12 protein-coding genes and 1 tRNA gene are annotated in these 18314 nt (G+C 36.3%); 6 read left to right on the forward strand and 7 right to left on the reverse strand.

The window, feature by feature from the left end:
* Positions 1 to 29: 29 nt before the first annotated feature.
* From FW781_RS04215 to FW781_RS04230, 4 genes are all read right to left on the reverse strand, one after another.
* Positions 30 to 986, reverse strand: coding sequence for an HlyD family secretion protein (locus FW781_RS04215; protein WP_149386264.1), 957 nt, complete (start codon positions 984 to 986; stop codon positions 30 to 32).
* Positions 987 to 997: 11 nt separating this feature from the next.
* On the reverse strand, positions 998 to 2416 hold the full coding sequence (locus FW781_RS04220; RefSeq protein ID WP_149386265.1) for a TolC family protein: 1419 nt from the start codon (positions 2414 to 2416) through the stop codon (positions 998 to 1000).
* Between the two features lie 718 nt (positions 2417 to 3134).
* On the reverse strand, positions 3135 to 3623 hold the full coding sequence (gene eco / locus FW781_RS04225; protein WP_149386266.1) for a serine protease inhibitor ecotin: 489 nt from the start codon (positions 3621 to 3623) through the stop codon (positions 3135 to 3137).
* Positions 3624 to 3768: 145 nt separating this feature from the next.
* Positions 3769 to 9672: an alpha-2-macroglobulin family protein gene (locus tag FW781_RS04230; RefSeq protein ID WP_149386267.1), complete on the reverse strand. Its 5904-nt coding sequence runs from the start codon at positions 9670 to 9672 to the stop codon at positions 3769 to 3771.
* An 18-nt stretch (positions 9673 to 9690) separates the two neighbouring features.
* On the opposite strand from FW781_RS04230, the gene FW781_RS04235 reads away from it, so the two are divergent.
* From FW781_RS04235 to FW781_RS04250, 4 genes are read left to right on the forward strand one after another with little or no spacing between them, the layout of a single operon-like run.
* The gene (locus tag FW781_RS04235) at positions 9691 to 10446 is read left to right on the forward strand and encodes a UbiA prenyltransferase family protein (protein ID WP_149386268.1); all 756 of its coding nucleotides are present in this window, start codon (positions 9691 to 9693) and stop codon (positions 10444 to 10446) included.
* Positions 10447 to 10449: 3 nt separating this feature from the next.
* The gene (recF, locus tag FW781_RS04240; protein ID WP_149386269.1) at positions 10450 to 11529 is read left to right on the forward strand and encodes a DNA replication/repair protein RecF; all 1080 of its coding nucleotides are present in this window, start codon (positions 10450 to 10452) and stop codon (positions 11527 to 11529) included.
* 47 nt (positions 11530 to 11576) lie between these two features.
* Positions 11577 to 12260, forward strand: coding sequence for a hypothetical protein (locus tag FW781_RS04245; RefSeq protein WP_149386270.1), 684 nt, complete (start codon positions 11577 to 11579; stop codon positions 12258 to 12260).
* A gap of 1 nt (position 12261) precedes the next feature.
* A complete protein-coding gene (locus FW781_RS04250; RefSeq protein ID WP_149386271.1) occupies positions 12262 to 12555 on the forward strand; it encodes a hypothetical protein in 294 nt (97 codons plus the stop codon).
* Positions 12556 to 12614: 59 nt separating this feature from the next.
* Here FW781_RS04250 and FW781_RS04255 read toward each other — a convergent pair whose 3' ends face one another.
* Genes FW781_RS04255 through FW781_RS04265 form a run of 3 tightly spaced genes read right to left on the reverse strand, consistent with a single transcriptional unit; the run spans position 12615 to position 16393 of the window.
* On the reverse strand, positions 12615 to 14645 hold the full coding sequence (locus tag FW781_RS04255) for a recombinase (protein WP_149386272.1): 2031 nt from the start codon (positions 14643 to 14645) through the stop codon (positions 12615 to 12617).
* Between the two features lie 13 nt (positions 14646 to 14658).
* Positions 14659 to 15303 carry a monofunctional biosynthetic peptidoglycan transglycosylase gene (gene mtgA / locus FW781_RS04260; protein WP_149386273.1) on the reverse strand — a complete coding sequence of 215 codons (645 nt, stop codon included), beginning with the start codon at positions 15301 to 15303 and terminating at the stop codon, positions 14659 to 14661.
* 43 nt (positions 15304 to 15346) lie between these two features.
* A complete protein-coding gene (locus FW781_RS04265; RefSeq protein ID WP_172625660.1) occupies positions 15347 to 16393 on the reverse strand; it encodes an ABC transporter substrate-binding protein in 1047 nt (348 codons plus the stop codon).
* A 60-nt stretch (positions 16394 to 16453) separates the two neighbouring features.
* On the opposite strand from FW781_RS04265, the gene FW781_RS04270 reads away from it, so the two are divergent.
* Both FW781_RS04270 and FW781_RS04275 read left to right on the forward strand, forming a co-directional pair.
* Positions 16454 to 16527, forward strand: a tRNA-Arg gene (locus FW781_RS04270).
* A 382-nt stretch (positions 16528 to 16909) separates the two neighbouring features.
* Complete coding sequence (locus FW781_RS04275) at positions 16910 to 18313, forward strand: glycoside hydrolase family 28 protein (RefSeq protein ID WP_149386274.1); 1404 nt, start codon at positions 16910 to 16912, stop codon at positions 18311 to 18313.
* Position 18314 lies beyond the last annotated feature (1 nt).

Below are 18314 nucleotides of genomic sequence, written 5' to 3' on the forward strand. Positions count from 1 at the left end.
CAGCAGAGGTCTCATCTGCTCTTTTCAATTTATTTCAGGATTACATTAGCATTGACTAAAATACTTTTAGCCTTATTCATGTCTTTGGGTTTTACTTTAATCTCATAGATGGCATCCTGCAACTGATAATCAGGGTAAGCCGTGGTAATATCCGCATACTTTGTAAGCTGTTTGATATACACGATAGTTCCTGTAAGGTTTTCTTTGTTATAAACCACCTGCATGGTTACTTCCTGCCCTTTTTTATATTTTGAAATAGCACTTTCCGGGATGGTAAATCTGAAATACGTACTTTCCGGAATATATCCGTTAAACAGGGCAAAACCAGCTGTAGCAAGCTCCCCTGTATTTAGACTGATGGTTTCTATTTCCATATCGTTGGTGGCTATGATATATCTTTCGGAATATGCTACATTGGCTTCCTGCAAAGCTCCTTTAGCCTGTGATGCCTGTCCTGCTGCCATTTCTATTTTTTCAAAGCGGGTTCCTCTATTGACGTCGTCCAATTCTGCAACTACTGCATCATATTGTGCTTTTGCACCCTGCAGCTTTGCATAGATTTCGTCATGAGCCTGTGGAGACATTAAGCTGTCACGGAACATATTGTTTGCTCTTTTGTAAGATTTCTGGGCAAATTCATATTGCTCTTTCAAACCTTTATATTTGGCCTGAAGCTGTCTCAACTGATCGGATGTCGCTCCGTTTTTTGCCATTTGTTCCTGAGCTGAAGCAGCATTTACCGCTCCTTGTGCCTGTGCTATTTTTGCAGATACTTCAGGTACATCAAGCTGAGCCAGAGTATCTCCTTTTTTCACGGTCTGGCCTTCGGAAACGTATATTTTTAAGATCCTTCCGGTAACTTTAGGAGCAAAAGAGATCACATCCTTTTTAGTTTTCCCTTCAGGTTCTTTGATCTTTTCATTTTTTTTGTCACAGCTCCCCAACAAAAACAGAGCAGCAAAGAGTATAGATATATTTTTATGCATCATTTAAATTTTTAAGGGATTAAATAAAATTTGGTGATATCCAGTTCCTGAGTAGATCTCATCAGTTCTATTCCCGCTCTTCTCTGGTTGAAAATGGCATTCTGATATTCAAGTTCTGCAGCTTCAAGATCACTTTCCGCATCAATAAGCTGAGAGGATTTGCTCATTCCGTACCGGAATTCTTTTTCTGCCTGTACAAGTGCATTTTTTGCCAGTTCCTTTTCTTTAGCTTTTAAGGCAATCTGAGCAGAAGCGATATCATAATTGGTCTGATTATTAGCCAGATTCAATGTCAGTTTTTTCAGTGCATCTTCTTTCTGGTTCTGTAATACTTCTTTTCCGACTTTAGCTGTTTCTTCAGCATGTTTTCCTTCTTTACCGTCAAAAATCTCCCATTTAAAACCCACTCCTGCCGTAATCAAAGGAAACACGTTAATATTATTAGGCCGCCAGTCCAGTTTTTTTCCTTCATATCCAAGTAGCGGAACTGCCGGAATGATGTTTTCTGAGGACTTGATTCTATTTCCGTACAATCCGATATAGTAAGCGGAAGCCATCAGTTGTACTTTAGGAATCATCCATGTTCTTTCAGCTTTTATTTTATAGTCTGCTGCACTTATGCCGTGTTCCAGTGCACGGATTTCCGCTCTCTGTTCTATTCCTTTTTCTGCGGCAAGCAATTCTACAGGAGATAGGACCGGATCAATCATTCTGAGTCTCTCTCTGTCAATTCCTGTTAAAATATAAAGTTGGGTAAGAAGCAATTCCTTTTTCCCTTCATATTCTACCATTTTTGCATTTAAGGTGGCTTGTGCAAGTTCAATTTTCTTATGATCGTAAGGAGTAATCAAACCATAACCAAGTGCTTTATCTGCTGTTTTTCTATTGATATCAAGTCTTTTTTTACTTTCATCCAGCACTTTTTTGGACTGATGAATCAAAGCCAGCTGATCATACGCTTTAGAAATAGTGGCAATCACCTCATCTTTTGTTTTCTCCAAAAGGATATCTTCAGACTTTTTCTTTTCTTCAACCGCTTTCTTCATATATTTCACCTTTCCTCCAGAATACAGAAGCATTTTGGCATCTGCCTTGGCAATACCTGAAAATCCTGATACATTGAAATTATTGTTAAAAGCTCCTTCCGGAATATTGATAAAGGGAGCGAGATTGATTTCCGGTGACGTAAGTCTTGCTGTCCCGTTGAGATAGCCGGCTTTACCACTCAATTCCAGAGTTGGAAGAAAGACGTCTTTCAGTTTGTGTTCGTCAAGATCGGTAAGTTTGTTTTGGGTAACCTGCATTTTAAGATTCGAGTCCCGAACCATAGCACTATCCAGAAGTTCTTTAAAATCCGGCGCAGACTGTGCCCAGCCAAAAGCGGGGAAAGCAAAAAAACTAAACGTAAAAATCAATAAATTGTTTTTCATGGTTTATGTTTACAACAAATATAATGCAAAAAAAAGTAAAATCCTTCAAGATAATTCTACAATATGGTGAATTTAAAGTAAGTTTAAAATATGTTTAAGTTTAAAAGCTTATAAAATAAAGTTTTGCCCCAACCGTTTAAATGTTAATTAAAAACTAAAAAACTTTGAAAAAAAATTTAACTCTACTTTTTCCATTCTCTTTTCGCCGTGTTTTTATGAGGAAATAAAGGAAAACAGAGAATTTAACCGGAAAAAACCATCTATGGTATTTTTCATTCTGAATTTTAAAATCTGGATTCCTACGGAATGACAAACCTGGATGGAGAGACACCGAAAATTACAATCTTTTCAATTAGCAAAATTCGTGAGAAACAATATTCAATAGGAACGGACTTTAGTCCGTTTTATAAAAGATCAAATTTCTATCGGCTTTAGCCAAAAATTATATTACAACGCGATGTCTGCAAATGCATTATGAATCGGTTTAAACTTGTTCGCAAAGGTGTTTTAATGGGGAAATTAATCAATAGGAATTTTCTTTTACCAGAACCTATAGTTAATCATAACAATATAAATAAAAATTGATTCTGAATTTTGGAAGCTGGATTCCTACGGAGTGACAAACTACACGTTCAATTAATTCCAAATTGTACTAGTAAAAAACGAAAACTCCCCACATTGCTGTGAGGAGTTTTCTGTATAATTATAATAAGCTGATTTATCTTTGAACGGCTTTTTTCATGCCAGCATCGGGACGTAAAATTCTGTAACGAACTTCAATGTCTTTCGGTACATAGAATACCAGTGGAAGTTTACTGTTGTATCTTACGGTTTCAGGTTTTAGGGTAACAAACTTTTTAGTCAGTTTTTTATCCAAACATCCCATTAATGTTCCGGCAGTTTCTCCTTTAGATTCTACTTCATAATAGTTGTAGCCCCATCCCTGAAGATCTTGAGTTTTCATTTCTCCCATCAGGAAATACTTGTTACAGTCTAACATTTTTTCAGCACCTACAAAAAGTTCAACTTTTAAATCGTTTTCGTTTTTTGCTATGGGAAGCTGAATATATACTTGCTTATATCCTTCTTTAGCTTTGGGGAACATTTCAATTTCTAGTTTTTCAAACTTTTCTGCCTTCTTTTGTGCAAAAGCATTTACTCCAGCCATCAATACCAATCCTGTAATTAAAGTTTTAGAAAATTTCATCTTTATAATTTTTTTAATTTATACTAACCTCATTCCAAAAACCATTCCAAAATTAAACAATTGTTTGGTTTTTTCGATTTAATTCTATTTTGTTAAACCTATAAACAAAAGACTGCAGTAGTTTTTACTGCAGTCTTTTTATAGATTATTCTGATATTATTACATTACTTCCTTTTGTATGGGCATTCATCTGCGGTGCATAGTAATTCTGCATCGTAGTCATTCCGTTGGAGAATTTTCCTGATGCATTGGCCACCACATCATATTCAAAAACATATTTTCCTTTCGGCATGTACTGAATATAGAAGTTGGTAGAGGCATCTTTGGTTGACTGATAGTATCCAAGGTTATTTTTCCACTGATATCCGGATAATACATCTACAGGTTCAAATCCTGCTGCACGCATATCTTTGATATGGATAAATTCCATGGCTCTGTCTGTGTTCAGAATCATTCTTACAGTTACTTTATCCCCTACTTTCAACGGGGTTTCGGAAGATATTTTCTGAAGTTCTTCTCCGTTTACGGTTTTCACTTTTTTATAGAGTTCTTTCGTCACGGAAATATAATTTTCGGAAGATTTGATTTTATCGAGATCTTCATAATACTGCCAGAACAATCCTCCCTGAACAATTCCAGGGCCAGGTTTTGTAACAGTTACAGTCGCTAGGTTTTTGTCTACAGCTTCTGTCTTCACTGTTGATTTCACATATCCTGCAGCTTGTGTCTGAGGGACCAATTCTTTTCCTCCCCAAACTATAGTAGCTTTATCACTTTCAGCTCCTGTCCATGATTTCCCAGAATTAAGAATAGTAAAGATCACTTCTGCCGTACCTCTTGAGCTTCCCCATGAGTTCACTTCCTTCTGAGTCACCAGCCAGATTTTCATATCTTCAATAAAGTTTTGATCGCTAGATTTTAACTTGTTGAACGCTTCCAATGCTCCGGCGTGGTTTACCACTTTTGAACCGAACCATCCCCAGTCATTAAGATTCTGCTTCCAGTAAACACCTTGTGTTTTTGTATCTGTAGAGGTTTCTTTAAGGTAAGTCATCAATTTATCAGACACCTCTTTCAGACCGTAATCATTCATTAACAGTGCTGCACGGTGAAGTCCGAAGAATGTGAAATCTGTAATCTTAGCTGTTTTCGCTTTTTGTTTTACTAACGTTTTCAGGGTTGCACCTTTTCCTTTTAATGGATATTGTTTTTCCCAATAGTTTCTGGTATCCAGATAATCCATAGCCCAGTTATTCCATACATTGCCTTTCTTCGCATCAAAATATTTATTCACCTCATTATCTACATACTGAATCAGTTTGGCTGTAACAGCATTCTGATCGGCACTTTGATAGTCTTTTACATTGTCTTTTAACCAAGAGTTGATCTTCCCTAAGTTTTTAAGAATATACAATGATGTTCCGTATGAACTCGGATAACCAGGATACCATGAGAATCCACCATCCGGATTTTGCAGCTTTTTGAATTCATCCCAATTCTGACCGACAGAATTTTTCATTGTATTGACATCGAATAGTAAAGCCAATTTCTGCATCTGCTCCTCTTCGTTTTTACTTTCCAGCACCCAAGGAGTTTCATCCAGTAGCAGTTGTTTCAATTCCTGATTTTTTTCAAGATTTGATTTTAATAATCCTTTGTTCTGATATTCTTCAAAAACCGTTTTCATTTTCGGATTAGCTTTGAATATTTCTGAAGCCAGCACATCTGCAAACCATTTATTGAAGATTACATCTGCTGAGTTATTCTGATCATTTTTCAGACTTGGAAGTGCAAACATAATCTCCCAGATCGGATTGGTTGTCAGTTCCAACGTATTGGAAACATTTGAAGCTGTTGTGGAGGTATTATTTTTAAGATTATCCAATACAAATGTTTTGGTTTCTCCTTCTTTCACAAAAACAGGAACAGCATCTGTCACCAGCATTCTGTTTGGTAACACTGCAATCGCCTGCTGCTCACCATCAGAATACTGCCCCGCTTTGGCAACTACTTTGAAAATAACAGAGGAAACATTGTCCGGAACTTTTAGTTTCCATGTTAATGCACTGCTTCCGTTTTCATTTAAACTGAAGTTTTGTGCTCCTGAACTCATTCCAAATTTTGAAGAAATATTTTCATTGGTAAAGGCATCCAGAATTTGTAACTCTGCAGACCCGTTCAGTTTTTTATCGGTAAGGTTAGATAACTTCGACTGCAGATTCAGTTCATCACCTTCTCTCAGGAATCTTGGGTAGTTTGGCGTTACTGAGAATTCTTTCTGCGTTACCACTTCTTTTTCCAATGTGGCTGCTCTTGCATCTTTAGTATGCGCAAGGAACATCAGCTTCCATTTAGTCAACGCTTCCGGAGAAGTGAACTCGAAGTTTACATTTCCTTCCGCATCGGTTTTCAGATCCGGATAGAAGAATGCCGTTTCGTTCAGATTTTGACGGACCGCTACTTTTTCCAGTGTTTTTTCTTGATCGTCTTTATCTAAAACGCCATCTGCATCAGCTGCCATTGCGTCCACCGCTTCGTTCATTACAACTTCTTTTGCAACAGATGCTCTGGCAGTTTTAAACTTAGCTCCTGCAATAGGTGATGGCGGTAATGCATAAGCCGGTGACTTCACTCCTTCCTGAATTACCACTCCTGCAGCATTCCCCTGCAATGAATAAAAGTCGCCGTCAAACCAGTTAAACTGCGGAACCTGCACATATCTGTCTTCAAAATATCTCAGTCTTTTCTGATAGTTTTGCTGTTGCAGATAATTGTTGATCCCATAAGAAGTAACGATCACAAATGGAGTGTACAATTTTCTCCAGTTAAAGCTATTTGTGGCAAACTGATCCAAAGACATATCATACATGTTGGCCAATACCTCAGCATTGATCTTTTCTTTATCATTTCCGGTTACTTTTACCGTCCACTTTTCTTTGGAATTCGGTTCCAGTTTATCTCTGAAGGTTACCGTTTCAATTTTTAAAGGCTTTTCAGTGTCTTTTATATTTAAAGCTGCAGATTCTGTTTTCACATCATTAAATGCAACCAGCTGGAACTGCAGATTCAGTGTGGATACACTTTTGTCTTTAGGAATTTCAACTGTATATTCTAATATTCCTTTTTTCATTTGATGAACTTCTGAAACCGTTTTTCCGGATCCGTCCTGTACAAAAACATTGACCAATGCATCAGGAATTGCTGAGAACACATACACTTTAGCCTTCTCTCCTCTTGATAATTCTTCTTTCGGAGCGATAACAGTAAGAAATGTTTTTTGAGCCGGTTTTAAAGAGGCTTTATCCCAAACACTGAAATACTGAGCACTTTTTATCGTGTCTTTCCCTTCGATATTGAAAAGTTCCAGCTGGTAATCTCCTGCTTCCAGTTTTCCTAAATCAAGATTGGTTGCAGGCTGTGAATTATCAGTGGATGGCTGCTGTTGTCTTTCAACCAATACTTTTTCCGTTTTCCAGTTCTTGATTTCATCGTTTTTATCAAACAGATCATGCGGAAATTTGCTGATGAATTCTTCTTTTGAATATTTAGGCAGATTCTGAACATCAGATTTAAAATTATCTCTAAAAATTCTGTCTGGAGCAGTCAGTTTCGACAGCTTAACCTGATATGGTTTTTTAAGATTCTGATCATTATAATTCTTGGTTTCTACCTTTACCTTTACATTTTCATCTGCAAAAGTATTGTTGATATTTTCTGCCTGAATATAGTGAGAAACGGAAGCTACTTTCAACTGCGTATTGGCAGTCTGTGTCTCTCCATTGATGTCTGTAACAGAAGCATTGATGGCATAGTTATCAATTTGTATCCCTTCAAGTTTTTCATCTTTTTTAAGCTCCAGACGAATCGTAAATTCTCCTTTTTCATTGGTCTTCGCTTCGCCCAGAATTGAGTTTTCATTATCATTGTCCTGTGGATACCAGCTGAAATATCTCCATCTGATATTCTGCTTCTTAATTTCATAGTTTACTGTGGTATTGTTCAGCGGAACACCGGAGAACATGACTGCTTTTCCTTTCAGCTCTATAGTCTGTCCGTATTTGTATTCATCCTTTACTGGATCAAAGGTGACTTCAAATTTCGGTCTTTTGTATTCTTCTACTCTGAAGTTTTTATATCCCTGGCTTTCACCGTCTATTCTAAGATAAAAATTACCGTTCAGTTTCCCTTTTGGAAGAATGAAACTTCCATGATAAGAACCAAACTCATTAGTAGTAAATTCCTGGGAAGAAACCTCTTCGCTATTGGTATTTAATAAAGTTATTTTTTGTTTTAATCCTGAAAGAACAGATTCAACTTCTTTCTCCTGTCTCGTATTGATCACCTTGAAATAAACAGTCTGCCCGGGACGGTAAATACCTCTGTCTATGAAGATCTGAGCCGTTGAACGGGTTTGTTTGTTAGGATTATAATCTTCAGCAGCCCCTCTGTTTCCATAAATCTGCATGATCTGGAAATCATTGGTCTTAGGCTGCTGGATCAGGAAAGTCCGGTAGTAGTCTTTACTTTCAGTAGAAGGGAATTTAAATACTCCATTTTCATTGGTTTTACCCTCAATTTTATTTAATGTTTTATTGGAAACAAATTCATAAAATCTAAGCCCTTCATTGGTTATTGGTTTTCCGTTTTCACTATTAACAAGCTTCAACTCATCAGAAAGAGGGTTTCTTTCTGTTTTAGACTGATAAATAATTCTGTTTCCGGACACCAGAAAATAAAGATTCTGTCTGGAATCTGAATCTTTCATGTCGGCTCCGGCAACCGTAAATTCTGCTACATATACTCCTGAAGGAAGTGGTTTCACTTCCAGTGAAGTTCTGTGATTCTGATAATCCTTAGGATCCGGAAGCTGGAATGTTTCTTTCCTTACAAGATTCTTTTTTAGTTTCCCGAAAGTATCGGAATAAGAGTTCTGAACGTATTGAAGCAACGAGGTAAAATCATCTTTTACTTCATAAATATTCAGGGTAAATTCTGATACATTCTGATATTGTGCAACAAAATGAATCGGCAGGTTATTCTGAGTCTGTGCTTCATATTTTAAGGTCAGATATGGATTTACAATCTGAGCTTCTTTACTTTTGATATTCTCAATAAATGGAGATTTCGGATATTCATTTTTGGCCTGTGCAGCCATTGCAATAGCTTCTTTGGGTTTCTTCTTGCCTACAAGTTCATCCATGATTTCTCCCATAATCATCACTTTATAATCTCCTTCTACATTAGATTTCAAAAGATTCTGAAGTTGTTCCAGTTTATCTTTACAGTGATTGAAATTACAATTCTCTGTAATATTCTCTTTCATGAAGTACAGCTTTACATTTCCGGTATTCTGAGCAATCAGTTCATCATAAATGGCATTGATCGCAGTACGGTTGGCTGTCAGTTCATTTTTTGTAAAAATGTTGTTTTCAGATAAAAACTCTACTTTCTTTATCGCATACCAGTCAGACAATGTTGGAAAATAGGCTATATCACCTGTTCCGGAAAATATGTTTTTATATTTTCCCAGAGAAATCTTTCTCATTTCAGGTTTTTCCTGATCAAGTTCCTGAAAGCTTTTTGTTAAATAATTTTTAAAATCAAGCTTGCTCCAGGTCTCAATCTGTGCAACATCCTGAGAATTGATATTGGTTCTTCCGTTTATTTTCCATGAGTTCTGGTTGTAATGATCCATGAAAAAACCATTCAGTAAAACTTTGTATACCAATTTGCCTTCCCCGCTTAGTTTGCCTTCTGCATCTTTAAGTTTTTTAAAAAACTGGGAAGCGGAATCATTTTGGTCATCGTCCACCGTCTGGTTTACAATACTGAATTCCGCTTTCAGAGAACGGATCAGTTCAAAGGCATTATTTTCTTTCATGGCTTGTTTTTGTATGTCTAAAATAATGGGAAGATTAGATTTATAAGCTCCTTTCGTGCTGTTTTCAGCAATTTTTTTCCATTGGGTATCGTAATATTTTTGTGCGGATACCATCGAAAAGCTTAGCATTACAAGCAAAAGCATAAAAATCTTGGAAAATCTTTTCATATATATTAATTTTGATAAATGAACATTTTAAAAATACTGAAAAAAACTGTCATAGACAGCCAACTTTATGTCTCTCTTATGGGAACTCTTTTTGCAGTATTTTTCATGAAAGAGCAAAACACATTCCGTTTCCCTACCTTTGCATTAATTTTCATCACTTATTTCAGTGGTTATTTGTATACTAAATATCAATACACCAAACATTTTTTTAAAATAGTCATCGTAAATGCAATAGCCGGAATCACATGTGCTTTTTTAATCATTCATAATCATAATGAAATAAGACTTCTGAAATGGTTTATTATTGTCGTATTGGGACTGCTTTATAATAGCTTTTTTCTCGATGTTTATATCCGGAAAATCCCTCTGCTTAAAGTTTTCTATGTAGGACTGGTGTGGGCACTGGTGAATTGCTGGCTTACCCTTCCGGATTTCAACATTCCCATTTTCCTGATCAGCTTTTTCTTTATCACTGCACTTGTGCTTCCTTTTGATATCCGGGATATGAATAGTGATACGGTAAAAACCTTTCCTATGCTGATAGGTGTAGAAAATACCAAATACATTGCCTACGCACTTGTTTTCATCAGCAGCATACTCTCAATTTTCTACCTTGAATTAGAATATGCTCTTGCTTTTTTTATGACAAGCATCGTAACTTATATTCTTATCTATTTCTCTGATAATAAAAGAGATGACGCTTATTACTCATTCGGGGTGGAAACTTGTTCGGCACTTCCTTTTTTATTTTTACTAATAATGGAGTATTTTTGACGAATGATTATCAAAAAGCTTTCCCTCTACAATTTCAAAAACCACTCTGAGAAAAAATTTGAATTTTCACCACAAATCAACTGTTTTGTGGGAAATAACGGTGTGGGAAAGACCAATATTCTGGATGCTCTGCATTATTTGTCCGTAGGAAAAAGTTTCCTGGGGAATACAGATGTCAATAATATTAAAAAAGAAGAAGATTTCTTTACTCTTGATGCTGAAATTCAGAATGAAGACAGCGAAGATATCATCAGAATTACCCAGCCCAAGGAAGCTAAAAAGGTAATCAAGAAAAATGACAAAAGCTATGACAGGCTTGCTGATCATATCGGATACCTTCCAAGTGTTATGATTTCGCCCTATGATTCTAATCTTATTTCAGATTCCGGGGAAAGCAGACGAAAGTTCCTGGATTCTATGATTTCTCAAACGGATTCAGAATATCTTTTTGACCTCATCCAATATCAGAAGACAATTCAGCAGCGAAATGCTTTACTGAAATATTTTGCCAAAAACAGAACATGGGATAAGGATTCTCTGGAAATTTATGATGATCCGATCACCAGATTCGGGACAAAAATTTTTAAGAAAAGAAAGGCGTTTGTAGAACAGCTCAATCCGATTGTTCAGAATTTTTATCAAATTATTTCCGGTGGGAAAGAAACCGTATCTGTTATTTATGAATCTCATTTGCTGGAAGATTCTTTTGAAAATCTTTTAAAGGAAAGCATCGAAAGAGATCGTATGCTCACCTATACTTCAAAAGGAATTCATAAGGATGATCTTCTTTTTGAAATGGATCATGTTCTGATCAAGAAGATTGGATCGCAAGGACAGCAAAAATCTTTCCTGATTTCTTTAAAACTGGCTCAGATGAGTCTTGTGAAAGAACTCACAAAAAAGACGCCTATCCTATTGCTTGACGATATTTTTGATAAACTTGATGATACCAGAGTTTCACAGTTGATTGAACTTGTTAATCGTGAAAGTTTCGGACAGATCTTCATTACCGATACTCATAGGGAAAGAACTGAAAGTGTGGTAAAGAAAATCAACGAAGAAAGTATTATTTTTGAAGTGTAATTCGGGATACGGGGTACGAGTTCCGAGATGCGTTTGAAATTTGAGATATGACAGCAAAAATCCTCATCTTTTTATTTTCAGGGCTTTTTCTATTTTCTTACGGGCAGAAGAAAAAGAAAAAACATGTAGATCTACTAGCGGAGTATCACTCTTTTAAAGACGGCGAGCTTAGAAAGGATTTCAGCCCTACACCTCTCAATAAGAGAATAGCTGCATTTCCTTTTAGTAAAGCAACTAAGGTAAAGATCATTTCTTATAATCTGAATTTAAAAAGAAGCACTGCCAATTCTTATGTAACTCCCCCGCCACCGTCAAAAACGAAGGAAGACTCCATTAGACTTGCAAAATATTATGATAGTATTAAAAAAAATACAAAGTTTGAATTAAGAGAAGCTATTGAACAATCTATCTTTGCAGGCATTCAGGAATCCAGAACTTTAACATTGTCTGAGATTTCTGAGCTCACCGATGTAATCTACAATACCTGTGATAAGTATTATTTTAAATCAGTTTCCTCCAGTGGTTGTTTCTTTCCAAGAAATGCAATATTATTCTATGATGAAGATGATAAAATTTTTGCTTATTTCGAAATTTGTTTTGAATGCTCAGGAATTGAATCTTCGCCCAGAAATATTCTAGATCCTTTCAAAACTTGTGAGTATCTTTATCCAGATTTGCAAAAGTTTTTTAAAAGTAAGGGGCTAACAACTGAATATGAAGAGAAAAAATAGTATGAAGAAGAAAAAACGCGAATATCAATCCTCCGAACTGGTGAAGTCTTTTGCCAGAATTTATGGCTTTGAACATAAACTTATAGCATTTGACATTAAAGATTTTCTTGAAGAATATCTTGATGAGAGCCTTTTCAAGGAAATCAGAAGTGTCAATATAGAAAATGAATGCATCATCATTAAAATTGATTCTCCTTTACTGAAGCATGATTTTAAATTGCGAAAAAGCTTTTACCTTAAAAAGTTTCAGGATAAATTCGGGGAAGAGAAATTTAATGACCTTCAGATACTATAAGGACAAGAGATATATTCCTATAGAAAATGCTACCTAAGGGCAGCATTTTTTATTTTTATTTAATGTTCTTCTGATTTATTAGAAATAGTACTGCTCATCAGGTCATCTGCTTTTTTATCCAATCTGGAACTTAATGGCAGGAAAAATTTCAGCGGATGCTTTGTAAAATATCTGAAAATTTCTTTATAGATCTCACTTACCTGTCCAAAATTCATCTTTCTTGATCTGAATGCCAGGAACATGGATAAACTGAAACTTACCAGGAAGTTGAAGAAACCAATCAGGAAAACCGTTACAAAAGACATCCAGAAAGTATAGGAATCTACTGAAAAATCTTTTCCATACAATCCCAATGCAAAGTTACCCGCTGCAAAAGTGATGTGCCTGATATCTAAATCGAGTCCGAAAAACATTCCTACCGGAGCTGTTGCTCCAAGGAACACACCAAACCAAAAGTTGGAAACGATTCCAGGCCAGTTCTTAGCATAGTATTTTGAAAGTCCTTTTGCAAATTTCTTTCCGAAAAAGTTTCTGATAGAAAGGTTTTTGGCAATTCTTTCCGGAATCTGGTAAAACACGGAATTGTTCCCGATATTCCCTGAAATAATTCCTGAAATAAAAAGATAAAACCCTGCAATACTTGCATGCAGAATCGCTTTTGATTTAAAAGGATCAAGGTCTTTTAATAGTTTATCTGATCTGTCTACTGCCAGATTTTGTGAGAAAAATACATCCAGTCCGTAAATAATGGCAAGCGCCACCGGAAAAGCAAGCAACACATTTCCCACAAAGGCAATAAACTGACTTCGGAATAGCTTGGATACCAAATGGGCAAACTCAGTATTATTTCTTTGGGCCTTTCCTTCTTCAGACAATACTTTTGTCATGGTAGCAGCAGTCATAGCCGGCTGTTTCGTAGCAAGGGTAAAGCCCATCAGATAGATCATTACGAATCCCATTGCATAGTTCATCGAATACAGAAAAGCGTGTGAAAAGTCACTTCCCGGGATATACCCGTACAGCATTTTCAAAACACAAAGTGCTCCTACAATGATTCCACCGCCGCTCGCCTTGTAGAACATCGTCATATATTCCTTTCGGGTAGAAGTGATGTAATGAGCTCCGGCTTCTGCGGTATGATTGGTAATAAGGTGGGAAATCAGCCTTGTACTATCATTAATCAGATCAGAAATATTATTTTTATGAGATTTATAGCTCAGAATATTAAAGATCAGCTGTTTAGATTTTATCAGAACATCTTCATCGGTATCAATGACCAATAACTGCACAATTTCATAAATTCGTTCAGTCTGCTGGCGGATTTTAAGCAGGGATTGATTAATTTTTCCGGAAATACCATATTTGGCAGAATTTTTAAAAGCAATATTCACAAACTCCAGGCATTGTTCTGCGTAGATTTTTATCTGCTTATATCTGCTGTCTTTGGAGTGAAGCTGAAGTTCAGGGTCTTTTACCAGATCATCTGCTAATGTTTCCAGCTCATTCTGAAGGGCAAGAAACGGATTGTCCAGATTTCTGTACTGCGGAGCCATTCTCACCACTTCCACCTCCATAGCCATCCCCGTAACTCTCCAGGAAAGAATATTCATAGAAAAAATGAGTTCTTTTTTCACATTGGGTTTCAGAATAAAATCTGAGGCTCCCATCATGTTTAAAAATTCATCAATCTCATTTTCAGGAAGATTATGCAGATATCTCAGGTCTTTCTTAGGCCTCAGACTCACATTATCAATCATAAACCACACTGTCTTTTCGTTTTCAACGGGTGGTAAGACCTTATTCAGGATTCTTTTTTTAAGTTCCGGAAAGAAGGCATTTTCTGAAAGAATATTAGCTTCCGTCAACGAAAGATTGAAAGGTCTTCCTTTAAAGATATTGTGGATATAATACTTAAAGTTCTCAGCAAAATTAGGATTGCTTCTGAAAAAATTGAGCACATCTGTAAAGTCTGCTTCCTTAATGGTCTCTAAAAACTCTGCAAAGGGTTCTAAAGAAAGGGTTTCATTCTTAAAAGAAAAATATTTTTTAAGAACTGACTCAAAGTTTATGCTGGAATTAAAGAATTTCATTAGTACAAAGATACTATTTCAAACTCACATTCCTCATCTGTCTCATAATCCAATTATGTTTCTTTCTTAAATAGGGAGACGGATTTTTGGGGTCATATTTTTTTGGATTGGGTAATACTGCTGCAATCCAGGCTGCATCTGAAGCACTTAAGTCTTTGGATGATTTTCCAAAATAATACTGTGCAGCAGCTTCCACCCCAAATACCCCCTGTCCCATTTCAATGGAATTCAGGTATCTTTCAAGAATGATATCTTTACTCCACACTTTTTCAATGATAAAAGTATAGACTGCTTCCAGCCCTTTTCTCACCCAGCTTCTACCCTGCCAAAGAAATACATTTTTTGCAGTCTGCTGGGATATGGTACTTCCTCCTCTTATTTTTTTGCCTTTCTCATTATATTTCATCGCTTTTTCGATTGCTGTATAATCGAAGCCATCATGATCAAAGAATTTCTGATCTTCAGAAGCGATTACTGCTTTTTTCACATTGTTTCCCATTTCGTCATAGGAAATATAATCCCTGTGTAATTTTCCATATTCAAAAAGGCCTCCGATCTGGGTAAGGGTAATGGGCGGATTAAAAAACCGGCCCCAGATAATAAAAACTACATTCAGAACAAGAATGATGAAGATAAGCTGTTTAATTTTTTTCCACATAATTGTATAAAAAGGAAAGGCAAAAATAAGCAAATAGTCCGAGTTACTGCAATTCTTTCATGTAAGTAAGCTGATAATCCGGTAAAAGTTCAGGATGGAATATTTTAATATAATCTTTCAGGATCAAATCTGCTCTTACCACCCCACTTTCAAAGAAATCATTGGCCTTCAGTTTTTCTTTTCCTGCTATGGTATATATCTTTCCTTTATTGAATACATCCAGCTTTCCGTAGAAAGGATTCATGCCCAGCATTTCTTTTTTTGAAGTATGGCTACCTGCATTCACCCAATACTGAACGCCTCCAGCTTTGGCATATACTTCTTCAAAACTCATCGTTAATGCTTTTTCATCTTTGTTGTCCTTCATGATATAATTTGCATTGGCATCTGAAATATAATGGGCAACAGAAGTATTTCCACCCGGAAGATACCATACATCCCCGTACATTTCATTAGCAAGTACCACAGGCTTTTCTTTAGCCTTTGATGCAAGCTTCTTCAGATCATTATAATTTTTTTCAACTTCTTGATATTTCGTTTCCGCTTCTCTTTCTTTTCCTAAAAACTCTCCAAAAAGTTTGATATAAGCTGTTTTTTCCAAAGGCATCTGCTCCATATACTCATCCAGAAATATTACCTGAATACCATTGTTTTTCAACAGCTCGTAAGTATTGTCAAAGCTGGCAATATGATTGGTAAAAATAGCATCCGGTTTCATAGAGATAATTTTTTCTACATCATATTTCTGCTCACTTCCTACGTTCTGGATTTTCCCTTCTTTAAGCAGATTCTGAATTTTATCTGAATAAACATACTCTGGGCTGGAAACTCCTATGATTAAATTTTCTGCTCCAAGCTCCGAAATATACCCTGCCATACTCGCATTCAACAGGATTATTTTCTTGAATGGAGTTTGATTTTGTTTAAAATTATAGGTAAAATTCCCCGATTTTAGCTCCAAGGTACCGTCATGTTCCTTAAATTGGGTGCGGGCAGATATATTGGTCCAATCTGAGGACGAAATTTTTGATTCTCTTTTACAAGCTGTTAGCGCAAAAACCGTAAATAAAAGTAAAATTCTTTGTTTCATCTTTCAAAGAACGGAAAAAAGTGCTATATTTGCAAACCTTTAAACAACAAGGTAACACAAGGCCTCGTGGCGCAACTGAATAGCGCATCTGATTACGGCTCAGAAGGTTACAGGTTTGAATCCTGTCGAGGTCACAAGACCGACATTTGAAGATTTCACTCTTCGATGTCGGTTTTTTTATTTTCTAACTTTCTCTTAATCACAATGTATTATTGATTGAACTGCTTACTTTTGGTTTGAAAATTCTCTGCATAAAATATTAGCTTTCAGGATATAGCCAACAATTGCTTCTCATTTATTGTTATCCCGGAAAATCTAAGAGCAGTCATACTTCTGAGTGGAATCATCCGTCCGTTTTTGCTACAACATCCAAGCATTCCTCGGGTTACTTATGCAATTAATGAATTTTATACCGACAGTGCAGGATAATTCTTAATCATAATTGTTTTAGATTGCGATAAAGAAAGAGATTTTTAATATTGATGTTCTTTCTTAAACTAATATTTTTCTAACATTATGAAAAAATACGCTTTACTACTTTTCGCATTCATCATATCAATTTCCGCTTCGGGGCAATACAGACCATGGACTTCCTCGGAACAGCCTTTACAGGAAATCAATACATTAAAAAAACAAATTGTAAAGCCCAGCTTCAGACAAAAAGATTATTTGATTACTGATTTTGGTGCTATTGGTGACGGAAAAACAAAAAATACGGAAGCCTTTAAAAAAGCCATCGAAAAATGCAATGCAGAAGGCGGAGGAAGAGTTGTTGTTCCAAAAGGTATCTTTTTAACAGGAGCTATTTATTTAAAAAGTAATGTGAATTTACATGTTAGTGAGGGTGCAACAATCCTTTTCAGCCAGGATAGTAACGACTACCCTATTGTTTTCACAAGATGGGAAGGAATGGAATGTATGAATTATTCGTCGTTGATCTATGCTTACGAGGAAGAAAATATCGCTGTAACCGGAAAAGGAACACTGGATGGAAACTCTGATAACGACCATTGGTGGTTCTGGTGTGGCGCAAAAAAATATGGCTGGAACGAATCCCGTCCGGGAAGACAAAATCCTGCCCGTGCAAAACTGCATGAATACATGGCTCAAAAGAAAGACCCGAGAGAAAGAATATTCGGTGACGGATATTATTTGAGGCCTAATTTCGTTCAGCCTTATAAGAGTAAAAATTTCTATATGGCGGATGTTTTGGTGAAAAACTCTCCAATGTGGAACCTTAATCCCGTATTGTGTGAAAATGTTTTGATTGAAAGAGTAAAGGTAATCAGCCACGGTCCCAATAATGATGGCTTTGATCCCGAAGCCTGTAAAAACGTATGGATCAAAGATTCATATTTTGATACAGGAGATGATTGTATTGCCATAAAATCCGGAAGAGATGAAGACGGAAGAGGTATCGGCAAACCGGCAGAAAACCACATCATCGAAAATTGTGAAATGAAAGACGGACACGGCGGCGTAGTGATCGGAAGCGAAATTGCAGGTGGAGCAAAAAATATTTATGCCATTGGAAATGTGATGGACAGTAAAAACCTTGACAGGGCACTTCGTATTAAAACCAGTTCAAGCCGGGGCGGAATTATCGAAAATGTATTCTTCTACAATACAAAAGTAGGCGCTTATAAAGAAGCTGCGGTGCGTTTCAATATGCATTACGAAAAACCGGGTAACTTCATCCCTACGATCAGAAATATTTGGGTGGAAAACCTAACTGTTGAAAAAGGCGGAAAATATGCCATCCTTTCTGATGCCTACGAATCTTCTCCGGTAACAGATTTTACAATGATCAATGCTAAAATTAACAATGTTGAAATTCCTTATAAAGTTGATTTCTTAAAAAATGTCACCCTGAAAAGCGTGACTGTTAACGGACAGCCATTAACTGATTTAAAAAAATAAA

Source organism: Chryseobacterium panacisoli (assembly GCF_008274625.1).
Taxonomy (GTDB): Bacteria; Bacteroidota; Bacteroidia; order Flavobacteriales; family Weeksellaceae; genus Chryseobacterium; species Chryseobacterium panacisoli.

What these genes read in the sequence shown, in the direction of transcription:
- mtgA (WP_149386273.1), bottom strand. Translation starts at nt 15,303, where the DNA reads ATGTGGAAAAAAATTAAACAGCTTATCTTCATCATTCTTGTTCTGAAT.
- FW781_RS04235 (WP_149386268.1), top strand. Translation starts at nt 9,691, where the DNA reads ATGAACATTTTAAAAATACTGAAAAAAACTGTCATAGACAGCCAACTT.
- recF (WP_149386269.1), top strand. Translation starts at nt 10,450, where the DNA reads ATGATTATCAAAAAGCTTTCCCTCTACAATTTCAAAAACCACTCTGAG.
- FW781_RS04215 (WP_149386264.1), bottom strand. Translation starts at nt 986, where the DNA reads ATGCATAAAAATATATCTATACTCTTTGCTGCTCTGTTTTTGTTGGGG.
- FW781_RS04275 (WP_149386274.1), top strand. Translation starts at nt 16,910, where the DNA reads ATGAAAAAATACGCTTTACTACTTTTCGCATTCATCATATCAATTTCC.
- eco (WP_149386266.1), bottom strand. Translation starts at nt 3,623, where the DNA reads ATGAAATTTTCTAAAACTTTAATTACAGGATTGGTATTGATGGCTGGA.
- FW781_RS04245 (WP_149386270.1), top strand. Translation starts at nt 11,577, where the DNA reads ATGACAGCAAAAATCCTCATCTTTTTATTTTCAGGGCTTTTTCTATTT.
- FW781_RS04265 (WP_172625660.1), bottom strand. Translation starts at nt 16,393, where the DNA reads ATGAAACAAAGAATTTTACTTTTATTTACGGTTTTTGCGCTAACAGCT.
- FW781_RS04250 (WP_149386271.1), top strand. Translation starts at nt 12,262, where the DNA reads ATGAAGAAGAAAAAACGCGAATATCAATCCTCCGAACTGGTGAAGTCT.
- FW781_RS04230 (WP_149386267.1), bottom strand. Translation starts at nt 9,672, where the DNA reads ATGAAAAGATTTTCCAAGATTTTTATGCTTTTGCTTGTAATGCTAAGC.
- FW781_RS04255 (WP_149386272.1), bottom strand. Translation starts at nt 14,645, where the DNA reads ATGAAATTCTTTAATTCCAGCATAAACTTTGAGTCAGTTCTTAAAAAA.
- FW781_RS04220 (WP_149386265.1), bottom strand. Translation starts at nt 2,416, where the DNA reads ATGAAAAACAATTTATTGATTTTTACGTTTAGTTTTTTTGCTTTCCCC.